We start from the raw sequence: 16,152 nt of genomic DNA, 5'->3' as shown, positions 1-16,152 counted from the left end.
GAGTCTGGATCAGCGACGCACGCGGGCCTGGATGAACGACAGCACGTCGGCGACCGGAATGGCCTGGGCCTCGCCTTCGGTGCGGCTCTTGTATTCCAGGTTACCTTCGGCCAGGCCGCGGTCGCTGACGACGATGCGATGCGGAATGCCGATCAGCTCCATGTCGGCGAACTTGATGCCGGGGCTGGTCTTCTTGTCGCGGTCGTCCAGCAGCACTTCGAAGCCGGCGGCGGTCAGGTCGGCGTACAGCTTGTCAGTCGCCTCGCGAACCTGCTCGGTTTCGTAGCGCAGCGGTACCAGGGCGATCTGGAACGGCGCCAGGGTGTCGTTCCAGATGATGCCGCCGGCGTCGTTGTTCTGCTCGATGGCTGCAGCCACCACGCGCGACACGCCAATGCCATAGCAACCCATGGTCAGGGTGACCGGCTTGCCGTTCTCGCCCAGCACCTGGCACTTCATCGCTTCGCTGTACTTGGTGCCCAGCTGGAAGATGTGGCCCACTTCGATGCCGCGCTTGATCACCAGGGTGCCCTGGCCGTCCGGGCTTGGGTCGCCCTCGACGACGTTGCGCAGGTCGGCGACTTCCGGCAGCGGCAGGTCGCGCTCCCAGTTCACGCCGAAGTAGTGCTTGTCGTCGATGTTGGCGCCCACGCCGAAGTCGCTCATCAGCGCCACGGAGCGGTCGATGATGCACGGCAGCGGCAGGTTCAGCGGGCCCAGGGAGCCAGCGCCGGCGCCGATGGCGTCACGCAGTTCGGCGTCGCTGGCCATGACCAGTGGGCTGGCAACCAGTGGGTGGTTGCCGGCCTTGATTTCGTTCAGCTCGTGGTCGCCACGGACCACCAGGGCGATCAGCTTGCCTTCTTCGGCGGCGTGCACGATCAGGGTCTTGACGGTCTTCTCGATGGCCAGGCCGAAGTTTTCCACCAGTTCGGCGATGGTCTTGGCGTTCGGCGTGTCGACCAGGCGCAGCTCCTCGGTGGCGGCGCCACGGGCGGTTTCGCGCGGGATGGCCTCGGCCTTCTCGATGTTGGCGGCGTAGTCGGACGTGTCGCTGAAAACGATATCGTCTTCACCGGACTCGGCCAGCACGTGGAACTCGTGGGAGCCGGCGCCGCCGATCGAGCCGTTGTCGGCTTCCACTGGGCGGAACTTCAGGCCCAGGCGGGTGAACACGTTACAGTAGGCCTGGTGCATGCGGTCGTAGGTCTGCTGCAGCGAGGCCTGGTCGGCGTGGAAGGAGTAGGCATCCTTCATGATGAATTCGCGGCCGCGCATCAAGCCGAAGCGTGGACGGATCTCGTCACGGAATTTGGTCTGGATCTGGTACAGGTTGATCGGCAGCTGCTTGTAGCTGTTGAGCTCGTTGCGCGCCAGGTCAGTGATGACTTCTTCGTGGGTAGGGCCTGCGCAGAAATCACGACCGTGACGGTCGTTCAGGCGCAGCAGTTCAGGGCCGTACTGTTCCCAGCGGCCCGATTCCTGCCACAGCTCGGCAGGCTGGATGCCAGGCATCAGCACTTCCAGGGCGCCGGCGGCGTCCATTTCCTCGCGCACGATGTTTTCCACCTTGCGCATCACGCGCAGGCCCATCGGCAGCCAGGTGTACAGGCCCGAGGCAAGCTTGCGGATCATGCCGGCGCGCAGCATCAGCTGGTGGCTGATGACGACCGCGTCGTTGGGGATTTCTTTCTGGGTGGCGAGCAAATATTGACTGGTGCGCATGATAGGCCGTGTCTGTTGCTGAATTTTATCGAAGCTGGGCATTGTACGGTGCACGCCCGGCGACGTACAGGGTAGCGGTCATGAGGTATCGCGAGCAAAAGAAAGCCCGGCGTGCGCCGGGCTTCTTTATATAGCTGTCGTTACCGCTGGCGAGTGCCCTGTGGTTACAGGATCGACAGTGGGTAGTCGACGATCAGGCGGAACTCGTCGGCGTTGCCGTCGGCCTGCAGGCTGCTGGAGCGGTGCCATGCTTGACGAATACGGAAGGACAGGTCCTTGGCAGGGCCTTCCTGGATCACGTATTTGGCTTCCACGTTGGTTTCGTGGTGTTTGGCGTCGCTTTCGCCAGCGCGGTCACTGTTGTAGTAGGCGCTGTCAGGGGAAACGCTGCTGTAGTCGATGTCCCAGCCCTTAGCGTAACGAGCCATGAAGCTGAGGCCTGGTACGCCGAAAGTAGCCATGTTCAGGTCGTAGCGGACCTGGGCCGATTTTTCACCCGGGCCGTTGAAGTCGGAGTACTGAATGGAGTTGGCCAGGAAGATCGAGTCGCCGCCGCGGTTGTTGTCGCCCACGCCGATGTAGTCGAACGGAGTGTCGCCGTTGACCTTCTGGAAGGCCAGGGTGATGGTGTGTGCCGACAGGAAGGCATAGGCGGCCGACAGCGAGAACGTGTTGTTGTCGATTTTGCCGGCGTTGGCGCTGCCGCTATCAACTGTCTTGTAGTAGTTGAAGTCGAAGGTCAGCGACTGGGTGTCTGCCAGGGGCAGCACATAGTTCAGGTTGGTGTAGTACTGGTTCCAGATGTTGTCCAGCTTGGCGCCATACAGCGAAGCGGTCAGGCTGTCGCTAAAGGCGTACTTGCCGCCGGCGTAGTCGATCGAGCGAGACGAGACTTCCGCGTAGTTGGCCCACAGGTTGCCGTCGCGGTTGGTGGTGCTTTCACTGGTGGCCGAGGTGAAGTGCCCGGCTTCCACGTCGAGGTTCTTCACTTCGCTGCTCTGCAAAGTGATACCGGTGGCGGTTTGCGGGGTCAGGCGCGAGCCACCGACGGCGAATACCGGCGAGGTGGTTGGCTGCTGGTCACCAATTTTCAGTTCGGTCTTGGAGACGCGGAACTTGACGGCGGCGCCGGCTTTGCCGTAGCTGTCGTTCGGGCCATCGGCGCCGGTGGTCAGGTTGTTGGTGCCGGTAGTGCCTTTGCTGCCGTCGAGCTTCAGGCCCAGGTAGCCGAACGCGTCGACGCCCACACCGATGGTGCCTTGGGTGAAGCCAGAGGTGAACACACCCTGGATGCCCTGGGTCCAGTCCGAAGCAGTGTGGGGTGGGGAACCTGGCAAGTAGCGGTTGAAGTAGTAGTTGCGCAGCAGCATGTTCAGGGTGGCGTCTTCGACGAAGCCCTTGGCGTCTGCTTGATCGCTAACGAATGCTGCGGCGCTGGCCAGCTGCGTGCTAGCCGCGGTAACTGCCAGTGCGATTGCGCTCCACTTAATCACTTTCATCGTGATTTGCTCCTTTGGTTTTTAGGAAGAGTACTGCCGTCCCACCTGGTTTATTATCTGGGCGGCTCTTTCTTTTTGTGTCGGCGTGAACTTATATCACGCTGACGCTTTATGGCGATACTTCTAAGCTCAATCGTCCGGCTTCTTCTCGAGCCTGTCGCAAAAACTTCCGTCCGTGTCGCAAACCACAGCTTCGGGTAACACAAGCTGCACAACTACAGCGCTGTTTTCAAGGGGGCGAGCATAGGAAAAATGGTTCTAAGCTCCTGCCTGAAAACTCCTTGGTCTTCCGTGCAGCTGTTGTTATTTGTCGCAAGTCATCCCGTCCCGGGCTGCCTGCCGACTTGGGTGGGTAGGAATGCAACAAGCGCGCCCAAACGTGCCAGAGCATGACATTTCTTTCACTTTTTTTGCGGTAGGGCCCTGCCGCCTCATGAAATTGGGGGGGCGCGGGGGAACTTGACGCGGTGGCGAAGATCGGGTGCGCTTCCAGGGCGTGACGGAAACGTTACCGTTGTCGTGCGCAAGTGGGAACTTGGCGGATGACTGGCGCACTGGCATTACTCACTCCGGTCTATTTTGGTGCGAAAAGTAGCGGTTGCCCCACGCAGCCTAGCCCACAGTTGCACTTTGGCAAACCGCCCCGCTGGACGGGAGTGTTTCCGAATTAAACGATTGCGCGACGGGGGCTGGCGAGCGGTGTGGGGGAGGCAGAAAAACCTTGGGGGAAGCGTGGTTTTTTGGTGCGTAACGCACCTTGATGGTGCGCTTTCAGGCCCTGATGCGACCCCCTCTGCGGAGGCGCCGGCACGTTCTCCGTGAACGCAGGACTGATCGCGGGTATCCTGTCGGTGCATGGGCCTTCCTGGTTCATGGGGCTAAAAAAATTTTCACCTTGCCGGAGATCTCGCGGTGTTTTCTTTAGATTCGCGCCTGCAGCACGACACCCACGTCATTGGGGATTTTCCCCTGAGCCGGCTGCTGCTGAGTAACGATGCCAACTATCCGTGGTTTATTCTGGTGCCACGCCGCGACGGTATCAGCGAGCTGTTTCAGCTCAATGACACCGAGCAACTGCAACTGTGGGAAGAAACCAACTCCCTGGCGAAACTTCTCCATCAACATTTCGCGGCCGACAAGATGAATGTCGCCACCTTGGGTAATGTTGTCAGTCAGTTGCACATGCACGTCATAGTTCGTTACAAGAAAGATGCCGCTTGGCCGGCGCCGGTCTGGGGCAAAGTTGTTGGTCAGCCTTACAGCACCGAACAAGTAGTGGCTATTCGCGAGCGGCTCAAAGGGCTGTTGCCGGCGGACTTCGTGTTTCTGGAGGTTCATGATGACGCTTGAAGCCCGGGTGATGGAGCTGGAGAGTCGCCTGGCGTTCCAGGATGACACCATCCAGGCGCTCAACGACGAGCTGGTGCAGCAGCAGCGGCAAGTGGAGCGCCTGCAGTTGCAGATGGCTGCCTTGCTCAAGCGCCAGGAAGAGATGGTGGGGCAGTTCGGTGTCAGTGAGCATGAGGCGCCGCCGCCGCACTATTGAACCGCTATTGCGGTGGCTGGGACGCTGCCTGGCGGCAGCTGCTACGGGGGCTGATTTGCAGGCATAAAAAAACCGCGCCGGGCGCGGTTTTTTTGTGGCTGGCGATCAGCGCCGCGGCGAGGCGGCGATCACGTCTTCGGCCTGCAGGCCCTTGTCGCGGTTCATGACCGAGAACTCGACGCGCTGGCCTTCGACCAGCACGCGGTGGCCCTCGCCACGAATGGCGCGGAAGTGCACGAAGATGTCATCGCCCGAATCGCGGGAGATAAAGCCGAACCCCTTGGAAGTGTTGAACCACTTCACGGTGCCGGTATCGCGGTTGCTCATGTCATAGGACGATGTGGCAGCGGCAGGCGACGACTTGTAGAAACTGACGGCCAGGTGCACCAGCACCGCCAGCACCGCGCAGGCCAGGCCTGGCAGTTGCGCCGGGAAGCCGGCGATGGTCGGCCATTCGGCCAGCAGGGCCACGGTTTGCGCCACCACGGCCAGGATCAGCAGCACGCTGACCAGGTTTTGCGCCTGATGGCGAGGGCCTTTGTTCCAGTAGGGAATCACTGGGGCCAGGGTCAGGTTGAGCAGACCGAACAGTGCCAGGTAGATAGCTTCGGGTTGTTGCAGGTAAGGCACGGCTTCGGCCCGCAGGCTGGGTATGAACGACAGCAGCAAGGCTGCGGCGCCCGTTAGGAGGTGAACAATTTTCAACATTTTATTTAACTCACGTTCAGACGGATCACGAGGAAGAGCTGGCACGACACGGTGCGCATCGGAACAAAATGAGACGCAGTTCACGGGGCGGGCTCAGCCTGTGCCCACGCACGCAACGAAGGTGTGCGCGGCACAGGTGTTCTATTTAACAGCAAAGCAGGGGGGTACTCAAATCAGCGCACCGGACGGTCATTTCGACGACGAGTCACCAAACGTTTGCGGTGTGCCTGGAGGGTGTTGTGGTGCTGCAATAAGAACAGGCTGATGATGTTGTAGGGTGCGCGCCATTTGCTGGTAGGGCTAGTTGTTGATCAGCGATTAAAACAGCCGCCCGGCGCGCCCGTGGGGAACCGCTTGCAGTGAAGTCGGGCGTAGGCCTGCAGGTACCGGCCAGCGCGGCTTGAGGCTGCATGGGCAAGAGTTTTAAAGGGTGCTGAGGTAAATAAATTACTTGTGTTTGGCGACGTGTTCCTACGGTTTGAAGTGGCGCTTCCGCTGGTTGTAGATATTTAGTTAGGGCTTCATGGGGAGAGGGAATTGCTAAAACTGTAACTGTTTTTTCTCAGTGTTGTTTTACACAAGGATGTGGTGATGAATATGCCCAGCGAAATACTTCCAATTAGTCGAGCGGTGGCCAGAACGGGAAAGATACCCCATGATCCTTTTCTTGCAGACTTCAACATGCAATTGGCGCAGCCCTTGTCGCGGTCGGTGCGGCTGAACGGCTTTGCCACCTGCCTGCGCCTGGAGTCGGTGTACTGGAAGGTGCTGGAGCGCATTGCCAGGGCCAACGGCTGTTCGGTCAATGCCATCCTGTCCCACGTCGATCGCGAGGTGCACCTGCGTCACGGTGGGGTGAAGAACTTCAGTGGGCTGGTGCGCGTGGTCTGCGTGGTGCACCTGCTCGAACGGTGTGCCAGGGCCCAGTGAACGGGGCTGTGGGGGCAGGGCGACATTCGGGGTGTCGTCACGGCTGCACAGGCGCGCGGTATAAGGATATAATCCCGCTCTTTGCCGCAAAGTGCGGCCTGTGCCGTGTACCTGCTTGCCGAGACGTTCCCATGCCCATGTATGACTATCAATGCGCTTCCTGTGGTCACCAGATGGAAGTCATCCAGAAGATCAGTGCGTCGCCGTTGACGGACTGCCCGGCCTGCCAGGCCCCGGAGCTGAAGAAAATGCTCTCCATGCCAGGCTTCCGCCTGAGTGGCACGGGCTGGTACGAAACCGACTTCAAGACCGGCAGCAAAAAGAATCTGGCGGGTGGCGACAAAGCCGATTGAGTTGAACTGCACCCGCAGGGTCTTGCACTATTAGGCCAGCCAAGGCTTGCAAGGCCTTCCCCGAATACCGAATACGAGAAGCGAAACCACCATCATGATGCGCAGCCATTATTGCGGCCAACTGAACGAGACCCTGGACGGTCAGGAAATCACCCTTTGCGGCTGGGTCCACCGCCGTCGTGACCATGGCGGGGTTATCTTCCTCGATATCCGTGATCGTGAGGGCCTGGCCCAGGTGGTCTTCGACCCGGATCGCGCCGAGACCTTCGCCGCCGCCGACCGCGTGCGCAGCGAGTACGTGGTCAAGGTCACCGGCAAGGTGCGCCTGCGCCCGGCCGGTGCCGGCAACGCCAACATGGCTTCGGGCATGATCGAAGTGCTGGGCTACGAGCTGGAAGTGCTGAACGAAGCGGAAACCCCGCCGTTCCCGCTCAACGAATATTCCGACGTCGGCGAGGAAACCCGCCTGCGCTACCGCTTCATCGACCTGCGTCGTCCGGAAATGGCCGAGAAGCTGCGCCTGCGTTCGCGCATGACCACCAGCATCCGTCGCTTCCTGGACGAGAACGGCTTCCTCGACGTCGAGACGCCGATCCTGACCCGCGCCACCCCTGAAGGTGCCCGCGACTACCTGGTGCCTAGCCGTACTCACGCCGGCAGCTTCTTCGCCCTGCCGCAATCGCCACAGCTGTTCAAGCAGCTGCTGATGGTGGCCGGCTTCGACCGCTACTACCAGATCGCCAAGTGCTTCCGCGACGAAGACCTGCGTGCCGACCGTCAGCCTGAGTTCACTCAGATCGACATCGAGACCAGCTTCCTCAACGAGGAAGACATCATGGGCCTGACCGAAGGCATGATCCGCAACCTGTTCAAGGAAGTGCTGGACCTGGAGTTCGGCGAATTCCCGCACATGACCTTCGAAGAGGCCATGCGCCGCTACGGTTCCGACAAGCCGGACCTGCGCAACCCGCTGGAGCTGGTTGACGTGGCCGACCAGCTGAAGGACGTGGAATTCAAGGTGTTCAGCGGCCCGGCCAACGACCCTAAATGCCGCGTTGCCGCCCTGCGCGTGCCTGGCGGCGCGAGCATGCCGCGCAGCAAGATCGACGACTACACCAAGTTCGTCGGCATCTACGGTGCCAAGGGCCTGGCGTACATCAAGGTCAACGAGCGCGCCAAGGGCGTCGAAGGCCTGCAGTCGCCAATCGTCAAGAACATCCCTGAAGCTGCGCTGAACACCATCCTGGACCGCGTTGGCGCGGTCGATGGCGACATCGTCTTCTTCGGCGCCGACAAGGCCAAGATCGTCAGCGAGGCCCTGGGCGCGCTGCGTATCAAGGTTGGTAACGACTTCAACCTGCACACCTGCGAATGGGCGCCGATGTGGGTCGTCGACTTCCCGATGTTCGAAGAGAACGACGACGGCAGCTTCACCGCGCTGCACCACCCGTTCACCGCGCCGAAGTGCTCGCCTGAAGAGCTGGAGGCCAACCCGGCCACCGCCCTGTCGCGCGCCTACGACATGGTCCTGAACGGCACCGAGCTGGGTGGCGGTTCGATCCGTATCCACCGCAAGGAAATGCAACAGGCGGTGTTCCGCCTGCTGGGTATCGACGAGGCCGAACAGGAAGAGAAATTCGGCTTCCTGCTGGACGCCCTGAAGTACGGCGCACCGCCCCACGGTGGCCTGGCCTTCGGCCTGGACCGCCTGGTGATGCTGATGACCGGCGCCCAGTCGATTCGCGAAGTGATCGCCTTCCCGAAAACCCAGAGCGCCGCGTGCGTGATGACCCAGGCCCCTGGCCTGGTCGACGCCAAGGCCCTGCGCGAGCTGCACATCCGCCTGCGCGAACAGCCCAAGGCTGAGTAAGAGCTGCACCAGAGCGCATCTTCGGATGCGCTTTTTACATGGCAGGCCCGAACCTGTAGAGGTTGGCCTGGCGTGAGCTGGTGTGTGTCGGCGGGGGCTCGCCCCGCGAACCCGGCCCCGCGGTGTTCGTTTCGCGGGCAGAGCCCGCTCCCACGCCAAGCCCACTCCCGCGATTGCGTAATAAGAGAATTTCGGAGTTGTTATGGCTGGCCATTCCAAGTGGGCGAACATCAAGCACCGCAAAGAGCGTCAGGATGCCAAGAGAGGCAAGATCTTCACCAAGTGGATTCGTGAGCTGACCGTCGCTGCCCGTCAGGGTGGCGGCGATCCGGGCTCCAACCCGCGCCTGCGCCTGGCCCTGGACAAGGCCCTGGGCGCCAACATGAGCCGCGACATCATTGACCGTGCGGTAGCGCGCGGCACGGGCGCTGCGGCCAGCGACGACGTGGTCGAGCTGACCTACGAAGGCTACGGTCCGGGTGGCGTGGCGGTGATGGTCGAGTGCATGACCGACAACCGCAACCGCACCGCGGCAGCCGTGCGCCATGCGTTCAGCAAGTCGGGCGGCAACCTGGGCACCGACGGTTCGGTGGCCTACCTGTTCGAGCGCAAGGGCCAGATCACCTTTGCCACCGACACCGACGAAGACGCGCTGATGGAAGCGGCGATGGAAGCCGACGCCGACGACGTCACCACCCACGAAGACGGCTCCATGGACGTGTTCACCTCGTTCGCCAGCTTCTACGCAGTGCGCAACGCCCTCGAAGCGGCGGGCTTCAAGTCCACCGACGCCGAGATCGTCATGGTGCCGAGCACCAGCGCCGAGCTGGACCTGGATGGCGCGGAAAAGGTCATCAAGCTGATCGACATGCTCGAAGACCTGGATGACGTGCAGAACGTCTATTCCAACGCGCAGATCCCGGACGAGGTAATGGAAAAGCTCGGCTGATCCCGCGCCACGTTCTACTCTTGAGGCCGGAGCAGCAGGATCGCGTCGAAAGGCGCGACTTTGCCGCTCCGGTTTCTGCTTTTTCGGCACCCTTCGAACTGCAGGCTTTATGACGTTAATTCTTGGTATCGACCCCGGTTCGCGCATTACCGGCTACGGCGTGGTGCGCGACACCGGGCGCGGGTGCGAGTACGTGGCTTCGGGCTGCATTCGCACTGGCAGCGGCGAACTGCAGGAGCGCCTGCAGATCGTCTTCCGTGGCGTGCGCGAGGTGATCCAGACCTACGGGCCGGTGACCATGGGCATCGAGAAGGTGTTCATGGCGCGCAACGCCGACTCCGCCCTGAAGTTGGGCCAGGCCCGTGGCGCCGCCATCGTCGCGGCCATGGAGGAGGGCCTGGAAGTGGCCGAGTACACCGCCACCCAAGTCAAGCAGGCCGTGGCCGGCACTGGCGGCGCCAACAAGGAACAGGTGCAGATGATGGTCATGCACCTGCTGAAACTGGTGGCCAAGCCGCAGATCGACGCCTCCGACGCCCTGGCCATTGCCCTGACCCACGCGCATACCCGTTCCAGCCTGATTCCCCACGGCCTGGGCAGCGCCCGCAGCCGCGGTGGGCGCCTGCGCCTCTGATAGCATCATCTGCTGAAGATTTTTGACTTGCATGGCCCGCCGGGCCTGCAATGATGGCGAGCATTGCTTGCCTGGTATCGAACATAGGATTGAAACGTGATTGGACGCTTGCGCGGCACCCTGGCGGAAAAGCAGCCGCCGCACCTGATTCTCGACGTCAACGGCCTGGGCTACGAGCTGGAGGTGCCGATGACCACGCTGTATCGCCTGCCGCCGGTCGGGCAGGCGGTGACTTTGCATACCCATCTGGTGGTGCGCGAGGATGCTCAGTTACTCTACGGCTTCTTCGAGAAGCGCGAGCGCGAGCTGTTTCGCGAGCTGATTCGCCTCAACGGCGTGGGCCCCAAGCTGGCCCTGGCGCTGATGTCGAGCCTGGACGTGGATGAGCTGGTGCGTTGCGTGCAGGCCCAGGATGCGTCGGCGCTGACCAAGGTGCCGGGCGTGGGCAAGAAAACCGCCGAACGCCTGCTGGTCGAGCTCAAGGACCGCTTCAAGGCCTGGGAAACCGCGCCGGCGATGTTCGAACTGATGCCTACCGGGCCCAACACTGCGGCCCCGGTGCCAAGCGCCGAGAGCGATGCCGTGAGCGCGCTGATCTCCCTGGGCTACAAGCCCCAGGAGGCCAGCAAGGCCGTTGCCGCCATCAAGACCAAAGGCCTGAGCAGCGAAGAGCTGATCCGCCACGCTCTGAAGGGAATGATTTAAGTGATCGAAGCCGACCGCCTGATTGCCGCCACCAGTGGCCGCGACCGGGAAGAACAGCAGGACCGGGCCATTCGCCCGCTCAGCCTGGCCGACTACATCGGCCAGCCCACCGTGCGCGAGCAGATGGAACTGTTCATCCAGGCCGCCCGCGGGCGCAACGAGTCCCTGGACCACACCCTGATCTTCGGCCCGCCGGGCCTGGGCAAGACCACCCTGGCGAACATCATCGCCCAGGAAATGGGCGTGTCGATCAAGAGCACCTCGGGCCCGGTGCTCGAGCGCCCCGGTGACCTGGCCGCGCTGCTCACCAACCTCGAACCGCATGATGTGCTGTTCATCGATGAAATCCATCGCCTGTCGCCCATCGTCGAGGAAGTGCTGTACCCGGCCATGGAGGACTTCCAGCTGGACATCATGATCGGCGAAGGGCCGGCGGCGCGCTCCATCAAGCTCGACCTGCCGCCGTTCACCCTGGTGGGTGCCACCACCCGCGCCGGCATGCTCACCAACCCGCTGCGCGACCGCTTCGGCATCGTCCAGCGCCTGGAGTTCTACAGCACCGCGGACCTGGCCACCATCGTCAGCCGCTCGGGCAATATCCTCGGCCTGCCGGTGGAAGACGAGGGCGCCTTCGAAATCGCCCGTCGTGCCCGCGGCACCCCGCGTATCGCCAACCGCCTGTTGCGTCGCGTGCGCGACTTCGCCGAGGTGCGGGGCAAGGGCCATATCACCAAGCCCATCGCCGACCTGGCGCTGAACCTGCTGGACGTCGACGAACGTGGCTTCGACCACCAGGACCGGCGTCTATTGCTGACCATGATCGAGAAGTTCGACGGTGGCCCGGTGGGCGTCGACAGCCTGGCCGCGGCCATCAGCGAGGAGCGCCACACCATCGAGGACGTGCTGGAGCCGTACCTGATCCAGCAGGGCTACATCATGCGTACCCCGCGCGGCCGGGTGGTCACCCGTCATGCGTACCTGCATTTCGGCCTGAACATTCCCAACCGCCTGGGTGAAATGCCGGCCAGCGAGCAGTTCGTCGATCCGGCTGACGAATAACGCCATGGTGGCGATTTAATTGGAGTTTTTGCGGTCCTAGGGTGCGAGCAGTGTTTTGCCCTACCTGAACGGCGCAAAAACGATGAAAAAACAGTTGCCTGGCCGGATTGGCAACCTGAGGAGTAAGCACTAGAGTATGCGCGCGCAAAATGGGGTTGAGTCGTTCGCACATCGCTGTCGCGTCTATTACGAGGACACCGATGCGGGCGGCGTCGTTTATTACGTCAACTATCTCAAGTTCATGGAGCGGGCACGCACCGAAAGGCTGCGTGAGCTGGGGTACGTGCAGTCGGTTCTGGCACGCGAGAACCTGTTGTTCGTGGTGCATTCCAGCGAGGCGCGCTACCTGGTGCCGGCCCGTCTGGACGACGAGTTGCTCGTCACTGCGCAAGTAATTGAATTGAACCGTGCCAGCCTGCGCTTCAAGCAGCAGGTCTGGCGCGCAGCGGATATGACGCTGCTCTGCGAAGGGCAGTTTTTGGTGGCCTGCGTGCGCGCCGATACTTTCAAACCCCGGGCCATTCCCGAAGCTCTGCGCGCGGCCTTCGCCGCAGCAGACGGCCCGGGTACACACTCAAAAGCAGGAGATTAAGCGTGGAAGCTAACGTCGTCGACCATACCTCCATGTGGAGCCTGGTCAGCAATGCCAGCGTGGTTGTACAGCTGGTGATGCTGATTCTGGTAGCCGCATCGGTCACTTCATGGGTCATGATTTTCCAGCGCAGCGCACTGATTCGTGCCGGCCGCCGGGCCCTGGACACCTTCGAGGAGCGTTTCTGGTCGGGCATCGACCTGTCCAAGCTGTACCGCCAGGCGGGCAGCAACCCGGACCCGGATTCGGGTGTGGAGCAGGTCTTCCGCGCCGGCTTCAAGGAATTCTCGCGCCTGCGCCAGCAGCCCGGCGTAGACCCTGACGCAGTGATGGACGGCGTCGGCCGTGCCATGCGCGTGGCCATCTCCCGCGAGGAAGAAAAGCTCGAGCAGACCCTGCCGTTCCTGGCCACCGTGGGTTCGGTAAGCCCCTACATCGGCCTGTTCGGCACCGTGTGGGGCATCATGAACTCCTTCCGCGGCCTGGCCGGCGCCCAGCAGGCCACCCTGGCCACCGTTGCCCCGGGTATTTCCGAAGCCCTGGTGGCCACCGCCATCGGCCTGTTCGCGGCCATTCCGGCGGTTATCGCCTACAACCGCTTCGCCGCCCGCAGCGAAACCTTGATCAGCCGTTACTACACGTTCGCTGACGAGTTCCAGGCCATCCTGCACCGTAAAGTGCACACCAGCGAAGAGTGAGCAGGTAATTACCCATGGCCCGAGTTCGCCAGAAACGCAAGCCGGTCGCCGAGATGAACGTGGTGCCCTACATCGACGTGATGTTGGTACTGCTGGTTATCTTCATGGTCACCGCACCGATGCTCAACCAGGGCGTGAAGGTTGACCTGCCCAAGGTTTCCAGCGAAGCCTTGCCGCAGGACAACAACACCCAGGTCCTGACCATTTCGATCAAGGCCGACAAGACCTACTACTGGAACCTTGGCAGCGAAGTCGACGCCGACAAGGTGCAGGACAAGGCGATGACCCTGCCTGCCATGACCGACGCCGTCACCAAGATCATTCGCGCCGGCAACGAAGGCGGCAAGCGCACCCAGGTGTTCATTCGCGGCGACAAGTCCGTGGACTACGGCGCCGTGATGGGCGCCATGGGTGGGTTGCAGAAGGCGGGTGTCGGTAACGTTGGCCTGATTACCGAGGCGCCCTGATGCGACAACGAGAGCCCTCCGCCTCGGAAAGCTATTTCTGGCCCAGTGTCTGGGCCATTGCCCTGCATATCCTGATTTTTGGCATGCTGTTCGTCAGCTTCGCCATGACCCCGGATCTGCCCCCTGCCAGGCCCATCGTTCAGGCTACGCTGTATCAGCTGAAGTCCAAGAGCCAGGCCACCACCCAGACCAATCAGAAGATTGCCGGGGAGGCCAAGAAGTCGGCTGCCAAGCAGACCGAAGTCGAGCAGATGGAGCAGAAGAAGGTCGAGCAGGAGAAGCAGGAGCAAGCTGAGAAGGCCGCGGAACAAAAGCAGGAAGAAGCCGCTCAAAAGGCCCAGGAAGCCAAGAAGGCCGATGACGCCAAGAAGGCTGCTGCCGACGAGGCCAAGGCGGCCGCGGCGGACGCTGCCAAGAAAGCCGACGACGCCAAGAAAGCTGCTGAAGCCAAGAAAGCCGAGCAGGCCGACATAGCCAAGAAGAAAGCCGAGGAAGCGGCGAAGGAAAAGGCCGAGGAAGACGCGAAGAAGGCTGCCGAGGCTGCGAAGAAAGCCGCCGAGGACGCCAAGAAGAAAGCCGCTGACGACGCCAAGAAAGCCGCCGAGACTGCGCAAGAGGCGAAGAAGAAAGCCGCCGAGGATGCGAAGAAGGCCGCGGCCGACGACGCCAAGAAGAAGGCCCAGGCAGCAGCCCGCAAGGCCGCTGAAGACAAGAAGGCGCAGGCCTTGGCCGACCTGTTGTCCGATACGCCGCAGCGTCAGCAGGCGTTGGCGGACGAGCAGGGCGACCAGACCGCCGGCAACTTCGATGACCTGATCCGTTCCCGTGCCGCCGAAGGCTGGACCCGTCCGCCGTCCGCGCGCAAGAACATGACGGTCGTGCTGCAGATCAACATGTTGCCTGACGGCACCGTGACCAACGTGACCGTGGCCAAGTCCAGCGGTGACGGTCCGTTCGATGCGTCGGCAGTGGCAGCGGTCAAGAACATTGGTCGTTTGACCGAAATGCAGGGCCTGAAACCCAGTGATTTCAACCCTTACCGCAATTTCAAGATGACATTCACCCCTGAGGACCTTGCCTTGTGATTAACCTTCTTCGAGGACTGCTGGTTGCACTGTGCTGCGTCGCAGCCGTTGCCCAGGCAGATGAAAAGAACATTCTGGTCACCAGCGGCAGCGACCGGGCCACCCCGATCGCCGTCGTGCCGTTCGGCTTCCAGGGCGGCTCCGTGCTGCCCGAGGACATGGGCCAGATCATCGCCAACGACCTGCGCAACTCGGGTTACTACTCGCCGATCGACAAGCAGAACATGATCAGCACCCCGTCGCAGCCAAGCGAAGTGGTATGGCGCGACTGGCAGGCCCTGGGCGCCCAGTACGTGATGGTCGGCAGCATCGTGCCCGCCGGCGGCCGCCTGCAGGTGTCGTATGCACTGCTCAACGTCAGCAGCCAGCAGCCCGTGCTGACCGGCAGCGTGTCGGGTAGCGTGGACCAACTGCGCGACATGGCCCACTACATCTCCGACCAGTCGTTCGAGAAGCTGACCGGCGTGAAGGGCGCGTTCTCCACTCGCCTCCTTTATGTAACTGCCGAACGCTTCAGCACCAACAGCACCCGCTACACCCTGCAGCGCTCGGACTATGACGGCGCCCGCGCCGTGACCCTGCTGCAATCGCGCGAGCCGATCCTGTCTCCACGCTACGCCCCGGATGCCAAGCGCATTGCCTACGTGTCGTTCGAACAGAAGCGTCCGCGCATCTTCGTGCAGAACGTCGACACCGGTGCCCGCCAGCAGATCACCAACTTCGAAGGCCTCAACGGTGCCCCGGCGTTCTCGCCTGACGGCAGCAAGCTGGCGTTCGTGCTGTCCAAGGACGGCAACCCGGAGATCTACGTGATGGACCTGGCCTCGCGTAACCTCACTCGCCTGACCAATGATCCGGCCATCGACACCGAACCGTTCTGGGGCAAGGATGGCTCGACCATCTACTTCACCTCCGACCGCGGTGGCAAGCCACAGATCTACAAACAGTCGCTGGGCGGTGGTGGTGCAACTCGCGTGACCTTCATCGGCAACTACAACGCCAACCCGAAACTGTCGGCTGATGAAAAGACGTTGGTCATGATCCACCGTCAGGATGGTTTCACCAACTTCAAGGTGGCCTCGCAAGACCTGGAACGCGGAACTGTAAAGATCCTCACAGATTCAAGTCTTGATGAGTCGCCTACTGTTGCGCCCAACGGCACCATGGTAATCTACGCCACCCGCCAGCAGGGCCGGGGAGTCTTGATGCTCGTGTCGCTAAACGGCCGCGTGAGGCTCCCGCTTCCTACCGCTCAAGGCGAAGTCAGAGAACCGTCCTGGTCCCCTTACCTGAACTGACGCGGCGCTACACGTTTTACTTAACACATTGGGG

General features: G+C 61.9%; 17 protein-coding genes. 14 read left to right on the top strand and 3 right to left on the bottom strand.

Going from position 1 to position 16,152, the window contains the following annotated elements:
* Positions 1 to 9 precede the first annotated feature (9 nt).
* Entirely contained in the window at positions 10 to 1,725 is a 1,716-nt protein-coding gene (locus tag AC0Z2B_RS04905) for a proline--tRNA ligase (protein ID WP_476295384.1), read from the bottom strand.
* Between the two features lie 164 nt (positions 1,726 to 1,889).
* Positions 1,890 to 3,224: an OprD family porin gene (locus AC0Z2B_RS04900; RefSeq protein ID WP_476295383.1), complete on the bottom strand. Its 1,335-nt coding sequence runs from the start codon at positions 3,222 to 3,224 to the stop codon at positions 1,890 to 1,892.
* A 912-nt stretch (positions 3,225 to 4,136) separates the two neighbouring features.
* Between AC0Z2B_RS04900 and AC0Z2B_RS04895 the strand changes: the two genes are divergently transcribed.
* Both AC0Z2B_RS04895 and AC0Z2B_RS04890 read left to right on the top strand, forming a co-directional pair.
* Positions 4,137 to 4,574, top strand: a complete 438-nt coding sequence (locus tag AC0Z2B_RS04895; protein WP_476295382.1) for an HIT domain-containing protein — start codon at positions 4,137 to 4,139, stop codon at positions 4,572 to 4,574.
* Entirely contained in the window at positions 4,564 to 4,770 is a 207-nt protein-coding gene (locus tag AC0Z2B_RS04890) for a SlyX family protein (protein WP_416427451.1), read from the top strand. Before AC0Z2B_RS04895 ends, AC0Z2B_RS04890 begins: the two co-directional genes overlap by 11 nt.
* 105 nt (positions 4,771 to 4,875) lie before the next feature.
* On the opposite strand, the gene AC0Z2B_RS04885 is transcribed toward AC0Z2B_RS04890, so the two are convergent.
* Entirely contained in the window at positions 4,876 to 5,478 is a 603-nt protein-coding gene (locus AC0Z2B_RS04885) for a cold-shock protein (RefSeq protein WP_476295381.1), read from the bottom strand.
* A gap of 597 nt (positions 5,479 to 6,075) precedes the next feature.
* Between AC0Z2B_RS04885 and AC0Z2B_RS04880 the strand changes: the two genes are divergently transcribed.
* The 12 genes from AC0Z2B_RS04880 (at position 6,076) to tolB (ending at position 16,118) form a co-directional block, all read left to right on the top strand.
* Positions 6,076 to 6,408, top strand: a complete 333-nt coding sequence (locus AC0Z2B_RS04880) for a ribbon-helix-helix domain-containing protein (RefSeq protein ID WP_476295566.1) — start codon at positions 6,076 to 6,078, stop codon at positions 6,406 to 6,408.
* 131 nt (positions 6,409 to 6,539) lie between these two features.
* Positions 6,540 to 6,761, top strand: a complete 222-nt coding sequence (locus tag AC0Z2B_RS04875; RefSeq protein ID WP_027978767.1) for an FmdB family zinc ribbon protein — start codon at positions 6,540 to 6,542, stop codon at positions 6,759 to 6,761.
* Between the two features lie 94 nt (positions 6,762 to 6,855).
* Positions 6,856 to 8,631 carry an aspartate--tRNA ligase gene (gene aspS, locus AC0Z2B_RS04870; RefSeq protein ID WP_476295380.1) on the top strand — a complete coding sequence of 592 codons (1,776 nt, stop codon included), beginning with the start codon at positions 6,856 to 6,858 and terminating at the stop codon, positions 8,629 to 8,631.
* Between the two features lie 202 nt (positions 8,632 to 8,833).
* The gene (locus AC0Z2B_RS04865; protein WP_476295379.1) at positions 8,834 to 9,580 is read left to right on the top strand and encodes a YebC/PmpR family DNA-binding transcriptional regulator; all 747 of its coding nucleotides are present in this window, start codon (positions 8,834 to 8,836) and stop codon (positions 9,578 to 9,580) included.
* 109 nt (positions 9,581 to 9,689) lie between these two features.
* A complete protein-coding gene (gene ruvC / locus AC0Z2B_RS04860) occupies positions 9,690 to 10,214 on the top strand; it encodes a crossover junction endodeoxyribonuclease RuvC (RefSeq protein ID WP_476295378.1) in 525 nt (174 codons plus the stop codon).
* A gap of 96 nt (positions 10,215 to 10,310) precedes the next feature.
* Complete coding sequence (ruvA, locus tag AC0Z2B_RS04855) at positions 10,311 to 10,919, top strand: Holliday junction branch migration protein RuvA (RefSeq protein ID WP_416426296.1); 609 nt, start codon at positions 10,311 to 10,313, stop codon at positions 10,917 to 10,919.
* A complete protein-coding gene (gene ruvB, locus AC0Z2B_RS04850) occupies positions 10,920 to 11,978 on the top strand; it encodes a Holliday junction branch migration DNA helicase RuvB (RefSeq protein ID WP_416426295.1) in 1,059 nt (352 codons plus the stop codon). It abuts the gene before it with no gap.
* Between the two features lie 136 nt (positions 11,979 to 12,114).
* A complete protein-coding gene (gene ybgC / locus AC0Z2B_RS04845) occupies positions 12,115 to 12,570 on the top strand; it encodes a tol-pal system-associated acyl-CoA thioesterase (RefSeq protein WP_475504480.1) in 456 nt (151 codons plus the stop codon).
* 2 nt (positions 12,571 to 12,572) lie between these two features.
* Positions 12,573 to 13,268, top strand: coding sequence for a protein TolQ (tolQ, locus tag AC0Z2B_RS04840; protein ID WP_027978760.1), 696 nt, complete (start codon positions 12,573 to 12,575; stop codon positions 13,266 to 13,268).
* Positions 13,269 to 13,282: 14 nt separating this feature from the next.
* Positions 13,283 to 13,735, top strand: a complete 453-nt coding sequence (gene tolR / locus AC0Z2B_RS04835) for a protein TolR (RefSeq protein WP_008366529.1) — start codon at positions 13,283 to 13,285, stop codon at positions 13,733 to 13,735.
* Positions 13,732 to 14,820, top strand: a complete 1,089-nt coding sequence (gene tolA, locus AC0Z2B_RS04830; protein ID WP_416427449.1) for a cell envelope integrity protein TolA — start codon at positions 13,732 to 13,734, stop codon at positions 14,818 to 14,820. The genes tolR and tolA overlap by 4 nt, the downstream gene beginning before the upstream one ends.
* On the top strand, positions 14,817 to 16,118 hold the full coding sequence (gene tolB, locus AC0Z2B_RS04825; RefSeq protein WP_416426292.1) for a Tol-Pal system beta propeller repeat protein TolB: 1,302 nt from the start codon (positions 14,817 to 14,819) through the stop codon (positions 16,116 to 16,118). The genes tolA and tolB overlap by 4 nt, the downstream gene beginning before the upstream one ends.
* The last annotated feature ends 34 nt before the right edge of the window (positions 16,119 to 16,152 follow it).

It is taken from the genome of Pseudomonas sp. GYB4201, assembly GCF_056312595.1.
The sequence above is the reverse complement of the archived record's forward strand: the minus strand, read 5'-3'. Positions and strand labels throughout refer to the sequence as shown.

What these genes read in the sequence shown, in the direction of transcription:
- AC0Z2B_RS04905 (WP_476295384.1), bottom strand. Translation starts at nt 1,725, where the DNA reads ATGCGCACCAGTCAATATTTGCTCGCCACCCAGAAAGAAATCCCCAAC.
- AC0Z2B_RS04900 (WP_476295383.1), bottom strand. Translation starts at nt 3,224, where the DNA reads ATGAAAGTGATTAAGTGGAGCGCAATCGCACTGGCAGTTACCGCGGCT.
- AC0Z2B_RS04890 (WP_416427451.1), top strand. Translation starts at nt 4,564, where the DNA reads ATGACGCTTGAAGCCCGGGTGATGGAGCTGGAGAGTCGCCTGGCGTTC.
- AC0Z2B_RS04885 (WP_476295381.1), bottom strand. Translation starts at nt 5,478, where the DNA reads ATGTTGAAAATTGTTCACCTCCTAACGGGCGCCGCAGCCTTGCTGCTG.
- AC0Z2B_RS04880 (WP_476295566.1), top strand. Translation starts at nt 6,076, where the DNA reads ATGCCCAGCGAAATACTTCCAATTAGTCGAGCGGTGGCCAGAACGGGA.
- AC0Z2B_RS04875 (WP_027978767.1), top strand. Translation starts at nt 6,540, where the DNA reads ATGCCCATGTATGACTATCAATGCGCTTCCTGTGGTCACCAGATGGAA.
- aspS (WP_476295380.1), top strand. Translation starts at nt 6,856, where the DNA reads ATGATGCGCAGCCATTATTGCGGCCAACTGAACGAGACCCTGGACGGT.
- AC0Z2B_RS04865 (WP_476295379.1), top strand. Translation starts at nt 8,834, where the DNA reads ATGGCTGGCCATTCCAAGTGGGCGAACATCAAGCACCGCAAAGAGCGT.
- ruvC (WP_476295378.1), top strand. Translation starts at nt 9,690, where the DNA reads ATGACGTTAATTCTTGGTATCGACCCCGGTTCGCGCATTACCGGCTAC.
- ybgC (WP_475504480.1), top strand. Translation starts at nt 12,115, where the DNA reads ATGCGCGCGCAAAATGGGGTTGAGTCGTTCGCACATCGCTGTCGCGTC.
- tolR (WP_008366529.1), top strand. Translation starts at nt 13,283, where the DNA reads ATGGCCCGAGTTCGCCAGAAACGCAAGCCGGTCGCCGAGATGAACGTG.